This is a genomic window from Lacticaseibacillus boliensis (assembly GCF_054784775.1).
Map to the genome: position 1 here is coordinate 59,339 of NZ_BAAIHN010000014.1, position 6,000 is coordinate 65,338.

7 protein-coding genes are annotated in these 6,000 nt (G+C 53.1%); all 7 read right to left on the reverse strand.

Annotated features, from left to right (window positions below):
* Window positions 1–43: 43 nt before the first annotated feature.
* A complete protein-coding gene (locus ACYVRB_RS07575) occupies window positions 44–754 on the reverse strand; it encodes an urease accessory protein UreF (protein ID WP_461214548.1) in 711 nt (236 codons plus the stop codon).
* A complete protein-coding gene (locus tag ACYVRB_RS07580; RefSeq protein WP_461214549.1) occupies window positions 744–1,199 on the reverse strand; it encodes an urease accessory protein UreE in 456 nt (151 codons plus the stop codon). Before ACYVRB_RS07580 ends, ACYVRB_RS07575 begins: the two co-directional genes overlap by 11 nt.
* A 345-nt stretch (window positions 1,200–1,544) precedes the next feature.
* On the reverse strand, window positions 1,545–3,263 hold the full coding sequence (ureC, locus tag ACYVRB_RS07585) for an urease subunit alpha (RefSeq protein WP_461214550.1): 1,719 nt from the start codon (window positions 3,261–3,263) through the stop codon (window positions 1,545–1,547).
* Entirely contained in the window at window positions 3,260–3,595 is a 336-nt protein-coding gene (locus tag ACYVRB_RS07590) for an urease subunit beta (RefSeq protein WP_461214551.1), read from the reverse strand. The genes ureC and ACYVRB_RS07590 overlap by 4 nt, the downstream gene beginning before the upstream one ends.
* A gap of 131 nt (window positions 3,596–3,726) precedes the next feature.
* Window positions 3,727–4,029, reverse strand: a complete 303-nt coding sequence (locus ACYVRB_RS07595; RefSeq protein WP_461214552.1) for an urease subunit gamma — start codon at window positions 4,027–4,029, stop codon at window positions 3,727–3,729.
* Between the two features lie 15 nt (window positions 4,030–4,044).
* Window positions 4,045–4,563, reverse strand: coding sequence for an AmiS/UreI family transporter (locus ACYVRB_RS07600; RefSeq protein ID WP_461214553.1), 519 nt, complete (start codon window positions 4,561–4,563; stop codon window positions 4,045–4,047).
* Between the two features lie 611 nt (window positions 4,564–5,174).
* Window positions 5,175–5,840, reverse strand: a complete 666-nt coding sequence (locus ACYVRB_RS07605) for a Crp/Fnr family transcriptional regulator (RefSeq protein ID WP_461214554.1) — start codon at window positions 5,838–5,840, stop codon at window positions 5,175–5,177.
* Window positions 5,841–6,000: the final 160 nt, after the last annotated feature.

A 6,000-nucleotide genomic window follows, 5' to 3' on the forward strand; every position in this document is an offset into this window, starting at 1 on the left:
TTGGTGAACGATTAATTGCATTCATTTTTTCTTGATGAACGGGTCAAGACATGAATAATCTTGCCCCTTGCGTTTCGTGGTTGATTTGGGCCAACTCTAGCCCTGGCACGCTGGCGCCGAGATAGTCGGCGTCGAGCTGGCAGACCTGATCGTACAAGCTGTCCAAAAGCTTCAACAGATCGTTGAGGATCGTCTGCCCCGCGTGCTGACCCAGCGGCACGGCACGCACGGCGTTTTGAAGCAAGGTCGAGCCGACGCTATAGCCATACATCATGAAGGCTTCCATGACGTCTAAACCCTTGTGGTGCGCAAACAGGCAAAAGGCGATGGCGGGATTGCCAGTCGCTTCACCGGCGGCGATTGCTTCGCGGTATTCGATCAAGCCGGGAACGCTGGTGCCATAAAGCTGTTCAAGCAAAACCAGCATCTGGTGGGCGATCCGTTGCGTCCCGTCACGCACTTCTGTAGCGACGGTAGACTCTCTGATCGTCCGGTCATACGCCCATAATTGGGCGAAGTCCTGTTTGGCTAGTGCTTGATAGCACAAGATCACCAACAGCCCTTCACCGTAGCGAAACTGCCCGCGGTAATAATTCTCGAACCAGACTTTGAACTCAGGCGCTTTTTTGATTGCGCGCATGTGCAGGTAATTTTCCATCCCGAATGAATGGTTGAACGTCCCGATGGGGAACGTCGAATCGCAGATCTGCATCACTTCGAGATAGGCTTGCATCCGCTCGCGTTCACTTGCCATGTTTCAAGTCCGCATACACCAGCGGCTGATCAAGCTGGATCTGCTTCACTTGATAAGATACCCCTTGGTGATCGAGAGTTTGCGCAACCACTTTGTCGAGCAGCAACGATAAGGTGCCGTTTTTGACCTGCACCGGCTTGTGGAGATTGCCCAACAGGTGCGCGACTCTGCCCATTTCGTCGATGTCTTTAGGCGTCACCACGATCATCTCGTCTGGGATCACGCTGAGCACCAACAGCCGGCCCGGTGCCAGAATAAAGCTGGTGCCATTTTCGAGCTGCTCGGACTCATCTTTCAACCGGATGCCGTAGTCGTTGCCATGATCGGTAGTCACTCGCAGAATCGACTTCAGCAAGTCATCACTTTTTACCGTGGCAGTTTCGATGTGATACTTCGCAATGTCAGGAATATCATCCACATTACGATAGGTCTCTGTTAGGATCATAACTTGCCTCCAACTTAATCACGCAAAAGCCAAGCGTTGGCTTGGCTTCTTTGCGTCGTTATCTGAAAATACTTGTCGTTTGCGCTAAGTGCACGGCGTTTTTCGTCGAGCTGCGCGAGGCAACGCTGGGCTGTCTAAGCCGTCTCGGTCACGCACAGCTTCGCTGCACGAGCCCAAGCCGTCTTAGACTCCCAGCTAAAATCGCCTCGCTTCGCTCTGAGTTCTTCGTCGAGCTCCGCAAAGCAACGCGCTAGGCATAACGGTCCTATCAGCTACGCAAACAAGTTTGCTCCGCTGATAGCACGCGTTATGCTACGCGCTAAAACCGCTTTGCTTCGCTCTGGGTTAGAACAAATAATACCGTTGCGCCAACGAAATCGTTTCAACTGGTTCGCAGGTAATCAATTTGTCGTCGATCGTCACCTCGAAGGAATGCGGGTCGATTTTGATCGTGCTTGGCGTGTAGTTGTTCAGCTTCATGTCACGCTTCGTCAGATTGCGGGTGTTATGTACCGGCAAAACGATCTTGTCGAGCCCGAGTTCTTCTTTGATGCCGTGATCGTAAGCATATTGGGAAACAAATGCGATCGAGGTCGAGCCGACCGCTTTGCCTTTGGCGGCATACAGATCGCGCATGAAGCGTGGTTCTGGTGTCGGCAGGCTGGAAGACGCATCCCCCATGACCCCGTAAGCGATCATCCCGGCTTTGAGCACCAGCTTTGGCTTCGTGCCGAACTTGGCCGGTTCCCAGACGACGAGATCTGCGTACTTGCCAACTTCGACGGAGCCGATGTAGTCGTTCATGCCGTTCATGATGGCCGGGTTGATCGTGTATTTGGCGACATAGCGCTTGATGCGATTGTTATCGTTATATTCGCTATCACCATCGAGCGGGCCGCGTTGTTGCTTCATTTTGTCGGCCAGTTGCCAGCAGCGCATCGCCACTTCACCGATCCGACCCATCGCCATGGCGTCAGACGTCATGACACTCAGCGCACCCAGGTCGTGCAGCACGTCTTCGGCCGCGATGGTCTGCTTGCGCACCCGCGATTCCGCGAAGGCGACGTCTTCTGGCACTTGCGGGTCGAGGTTGTGGCAGACCATCGTCATGTCGAACAATTCGTCGATCACGTTGGTCGTGTAAGGGTTCGTCGGGTTGGTCGATGACGGCAAAATGTTCTTTTGCCCGGCAACGACCATGATGTCAGGCGCATGCCCGCCGCCGGCACCTTCAGTATGGAACGTGTGGACGGTGCGACCGGCAAAAGCGTTCAAGGTGTTATCGACGAAGCCGCCTTCGTTCAGCGAATCCGTGTGAACCGCAAACTGAACGTCGTATTTATCAGCGGCCTTGATCGAATTGTCGATCCCTGCAGCCGTGGCACCCCAGTCTTCGTGGGTCTTGATGGCCGCGGCGCCGGCTTCGATCTGTTCGCCGATCGTGTCAGGCGTTGCGCCGGCCCCTTTGGCCATCAAGCCAAAGTTGACCGGTTCTTGATCCATCGCTTCAAGCATGCGGTGGATATGCCATTTACCAGGCGTGGTCGTCGCAGAATTTGACCCGTCAGCCGGGCCCGTGCCGCCGCCAAACATGGTCGTGATGCCGTTATCGAGCGCCGCATGCGTCAAACCCGGGGAAAGGTAATGCACGTGCACGTCGATGCCGCCGGCGGTGACGATCAAGCCTTCACCAGAAATGGCTTCGGTGCTGGCGCCAACGACAAAATCGATGTCATCCATGATGTCGGGGTTGCCGCCTTTGCCGATCGCGATGATTTTGCCATCGCGGATCCCGATGTCGGCCTTGATGATGCCGGTGTAATCGATGATGGTCGCACCACTGATGATCGTGTCGGCGACCAAAGGATTCGAGCGCAACTCGGTGGCGTTGACCCCCATGCCGTCACGCAACACCTTGCCGCCGCCAAACTTACTTTCTTGGCCGTGGACGGTGTAATCTTTTTCGATTGCGGCAAACAATTGCGTGTCGCCTAAGCGGACACTATCGCCGACAGTCGGGCCAAACATCTGCGCATATTGTTTGTGCTCCATGTCAAAACTCATGGGCGTGCCTCCTTTTCCTCACCATCAAGAAAACCGTTCACCTTGTTGTTGAATCCGTAAACGCGGCGCTTGCCGCCAAAGTCGATCAAATCGACGTTGCGTTCTTCGCCTGGTTCGAAACGGATCGCGGTGCCGGCGGGAATGTCGAGGCGCTTGCCCCAAGCCTTCTCACGGTCGAACTGCAGACCTGATTCATTGGCTTCATAAAAATGAAAATGGGAACCGACTTGTACAGGACGGTCGCCGACATTTTTTACCTTCAAGGTAATCGCGGGATACCCGACGTTGTACGGTACTGGCGTTTTTGCCAGGTGATATTCTCCTGGAATCATACTTTTCCTCCTTGGTCACGTTGCACCAAGCATGGCTAAGTCTAATGTCACTGTGGCTGTCACTCATCTGGGCGTTGCGGTCACGCGGCACCAATGCTTGATGCCAATCTGAGTCTCGTTCAATAATCTTACTAACGGATCGGATCGTGGATCGTGACCAGCTTCGTGCCATCGACGAACGTGGCTTCGACTTGGATCATCGGAATCATTTCGGGGATGCCTGTCATCACGTCTTCGCGGGTCAACACTTGGCCGCCTTCATCCATCAATTCAGCGACTGACTTGCCGGCGCGAGCGCCTTCAAGAATGTAGCTGGTGATCAAGGCGATGCTTTCCGGATGGTTCAACTTCAAGCCGGCATCCTTGCGCTTTTGCGCGATCATCCCGGCAAGGCTGATCATCATCTTCTCTTGTTCACGTTCAGTAAGTTGCATGTCTCTCCTTCTTTCTTATTGTGGCCAGCGGTTGATCAGCATCAAAAAGCCTGGGATCCACGCGGTCACAATGCCTTCGATGAGCCCTAACCAGCCTGAGAACTTGCCCAGGTGCCACTTGAGGTTGTTTTCCAAGAAGCCGGTCAACCACAAGATGCCCCATGCCCACCAGATCAGGCCATAGATCCAGTTGCCGCCATAATTTTGGAAACACAGCAACCCAGCTGGAATCGAGTTGATCGCGACGAACAGGCTGTACCAGCCGTAAAGCCGCTGATCGAGGTCGAACAGCTTGTTCAACGCGACGTAAAGATATGTAAATGCGAATAACAGGCCGGTAGCACTGGCGTAAAACCAGCTCGCGGGTTTATCAGCGACGATCCCCCATGACAAGGCCACAATGTTGAGGATCAAGCTCAAGCCGCCGGTGAAGAGGTTCATGACCACCATTGATTTGTCCTTGATGCCTTCGATCGTTGCCAGGCCATTGGAGATCAACACCATGCCAACATACAATAAAATGACACCCAGCATTGACTTCACTTCCTTCGCAATGTTCGCAATCCCGACGTCGCCGAGACGATCGAAATTGCGATGCCGTTAGCATAACACCGACGAAAAAAATAAAAAGTTTTTTGGTAACTTTTAGTGACACGACAGATTTTCACATTGGCGGGATTAAATTTCACAGCTTTCATCTCACGCGAATGTACGCGCCTTCACGCGCTGTAGAAAATCCAATGCGGTCAGCCGATAATCGACTGACCGCATTGATGTTTGATTGTGAGAGAAACCAGAGCGAAGTGGTGCGCACTTAGCGGGTCAGGTAGCCTAGCTATCATGTTTGGGGCGTTCTTTGCCCCGAATGCGATAGCGTAGCTAGCTGCACCCGCGTTGCACCACGTAGCTCGACGATGACTAGAGCGAAGTGAGACCGTACTTAGGAGGGAGTCTAAGTCGGCTTGGTGCGTGCCGGCAACGCCGGTGCCCAGAACGAGTAATCCATACCGTATATCGCTGGGCATCGTCGAGCTCCACAGGACAACGGCATCGCGTATAAGTCGTCTCGGTCACGCACTGGCTCTGCCAGCACGCGCCCAAGCCGCCTTATACACATGCCTAAGCCCGTCCTGCTCCGCTCTGGTTTAGTTTGCAATGTTATCCAACAAATAACTGACGTTTTTGATCAAAAACTTATGCTGGCACATTTCCAAGACGCCTTCTTGGCGCAAGCCGTTGAGCATGCGGTTGACGCTGCTGCGGGTGGAGATGCCGGTGAAGCCGACAATGTCTTCGTTGGTGACGACAAAGTCGATCAAGATGCCGTCGTGCGTCTGGACGCCAAACATGTCGATCAAGTTATACAAGAACGCACACAGCGCGCCGTTTTTGCCGTTCATCACCATGCGCTGTACGCGGTAGATGTTCTCCGACAACTTCTTACGATAGTAATTCTTGACGTAATCTTGCAGCTCTGGTGTGGCGTTCACATAGTTCCAGAAGGTCACCCGGTCGATCTGGAAAAAGGTGGCTTCCGGTGACTCGATCCGGACGTTAAAAGGCTGCTCGGTGTATTTGGAAATTTCATCGCGCAAAAGGGAAATCACATCCGGCTTGGCGATGTAAGAGATGTTGAACTCCCGCCCGTCTTGCAAAATGATTGAATTCTTGATGATCCCGTTGATCAATATGTAGGTGTAATGCTCTTCAAGTCCGTGATAGGTGAGATAAGTGTGGCGAGTCTTCTTGATCCGCGGCACATGCCGCTCTTCGAGAAAATTGATGAGAAATTCAATGTCGCTGAGTACCATGTCGGGATACGCCTTTCCGCTAATGGATAGATAACCTGGATTATTCATAGAATTTCAAAAAAGCAGCGCAATCCCATGATTCACACGGGACTGCGCTGCTTTGGTGTTTCACCCATTGGGTGCGCCTATATGCTAAGGTTGAGTCGACGAAAACCATCAC